Source organism: Propionispora hippei DSM 15287, from assembly GCF_900141835.1.
GTDB classification, from domain to species: domain Bacteria; phylum Bacillota; class Negativicutes; order Propionisporales; family Propionisporaceae; genus Propionispora; species Propionispora hippei.
This window is the reverse complement of record NZ_FQZD01000075.1, coordinates 1-1,968: the sequence shown is the minus strand read 5'-3', so window position 1 is coordinate 1,968 and position 1,968 is coordinate 1. Positions and strand designations below refer to the sequence as shown.

At 37.4% G+C, this 1,968-nt stretch carries 2 protein-coding genes; one reads left to right on the top strand and one right to left on the bottom strand.

Going from position 1 to position 1,968, the window contains the following annotated elements; all coding sequences use genetic code 11:
• Positions 1-235 precede the first annotated feature (235 nt).
• Positions 236-583, bottom strand: a complete 348-nt coding sequence (locus tag F3H20_RS19725; RefSeq protein ID WP_149736546.1) for a cupin domain-containing protein — start codon at positions 581-583, stop codon at positions 236-238.
• 374 nt (positions 584-957) lie between these two features.
• Here F3H20_RS19725 and F3H20_RS19720 point away from each other — a divergent pair, with 374 nt between their 5' ends.
• Positions 958-1,659, top strand: coding sequence for a DUF554 domain-containing protein (locus tag F3H20_RS19720; RefSeq protein ID WP_149736545.1), 702 nt, complete (start codon positions 958-960; stop codon positions 1,657-1,659).
• Positions 1,660-1,968 lie beyond the last annotated feature (309 nt).

The following is a 1,968-nucleotide window of genomic DNA, read 5'->3' as shown; positions in this document are numbered from 1 at the left end:
GGTGATTTTTCTTTTTACCATAATTAAAACCTCCAAGTTCGGTGCTTCTATTTTACACCATCTTGGAGGTTTACACAGTTTTCGGGATAGTCTCTGCAAGGCTGTAATATAAAGCAAAAACGCCCGCATAAACGGACGCTCAGTATTCCAGTATTAATTTAGATTAACCATGAATATTTTTGACGGCAATTTACTACATAAAACCAGATTAAGAGGGACAGCATAGCTGTCCCTCTTAAACATCTGCATCTTTTGCAAAGGCCTCCGAACCTATTGGTGAAATCGTGACAAAGAGGCGCAAGACATCTTCGCCGCTGTTTATAACCTGCATGCTTTCCTGCCCATCAACCTGCATTAGCTCGCCCACCTGTAACGAGGTTTCATTGCCATCCGTGACAACCTTGGCATCACCCTCCATGACCTGCAGGATAAGGGTTGATTCTAGATGTGTGTGTCCTGGCAATATCCCCCCCTTTGCAATATTCAGAACAAAGGCAATTACATTATCACTTTTGAAAAGCATCCGCTTGGCAATTTTTTTCTGAGGCTCATGAAAATAATCCTTGAAAATAAGCTTGTTCATAGATAAATTCTCCTTTACTTTTAGATGTTAATATACCCCAATTGGAGCATATATAACTAATCTCTTTTTTACAAGATGCTCGAATATCTTATAGGGAAACAACCAGCAGGCTGCAATGCACGGGCCTCTTATGGCGTATGTCAACCTGAAATAGCAGATTGACCAAAGGATTATATCGAGCTTTGGTACTAAATTTATCCCAGACGCCACCTAAGCTGAAAAGAAAACAAAATCATATGTTTATGCATCCTATTGTGCTGGTTGTGCTGGTTTGCCGCCCATGTTTCCCATTGACAAATAAACACTCCTTATGTTAAAAATTAATATCTTGTTTTGAGCAACAAATAATTTAAAACATAAGGAGATATTTTTTTATGCCTATAGGTGTATTGGTTGATTGTTTTTGCATATTATTGGGAGGTACTCTAGGTTCAAAATTTAAATCGGTTATTCCAGACCATATCAAAAAACCATTAAATATTATATTCGGAATATCTGCAATCTCAATCGGTATTGTATCAATGATAAAACTGAAGTCTTTACCTGCTGTCATTTTATCACTTATTTTGGGATGTCTCATTGGAGAGCTTATTAAGTTAGACACTCATATCAAAAATATTTTTTCAAAACTTATCTGTAAGTCAAATTTTAATATAGAAGGTGATTATGAGGAATATATGAACTTCTATATTATTGTTGCTGTTACCTTTTGTGCAAGCGGTGCAAACATTTTTGGCGCACTTAACGAAGGAATGACTGGCGATATGACTATCTTGCTTTCTAAAGCTGTTATGGATGTTTTCGCATCGGTCATTTTTGCAACAACTTTAGGCTATGCCATAAACCTTATTGTAATTCCTCAGTGTCTTATTTTATCTACTTTGTTCTACCTGGCAAGATTAATTATGCCTGCTGTTTCACCGGCTATGCTATCTGATTTTATAGCCATAGGTGGTGTTCTAACTTTTATCCTCGGCTTAAGCATCTTAAAGATTATAAAAATTCATGTTGCTAATCTTCTTCCCGCTTTGATGTTAATTTTCCTTACTTCATATATCTTTGGTTTGTTATTGTAGAATTATTATCCTCATCAATTTCCTATTGTCACTTCTACCTCCCTCTTACTGATTAGTTCCGTTAGGTAGAAAGCTTGCCCCTTTCGGGCAATAACTTTACAGAGACAAGGGGACGGTGGTTCCGGCCTATAAGGCACTTCCTCCGTCCCCTGTCTTGTTGTATTCACTTCTTTTACTCGCCAGTTCATCTACTCATTCTTTTGACGAGATGTTTTTGGATTGTCAACAGTAAATCAGACAACTTTTTTAAGGGCCTTTTGGCGAAACTGAATAGGCGTTAGATATCCCAAAGTGCCATGAAGCCGATGC

Excerpts from the sequence above, each read along its gene's own strand:
- F3H20_RS19725 (WP_149736546.1), bottom strand. The coding sequence starts at position 583 with ATGAACAAGCTTATTTTCAAGGATTATTTTCATGAGCCTCAGAAAAAA.
- F3H20_RS19720 (WP_149736545.1), top strand. The coding sequence starts at position 958 with ATGCCTATAGGTGTATTGGTTGATTGTTTTTGCATATTATTGGGAGGT.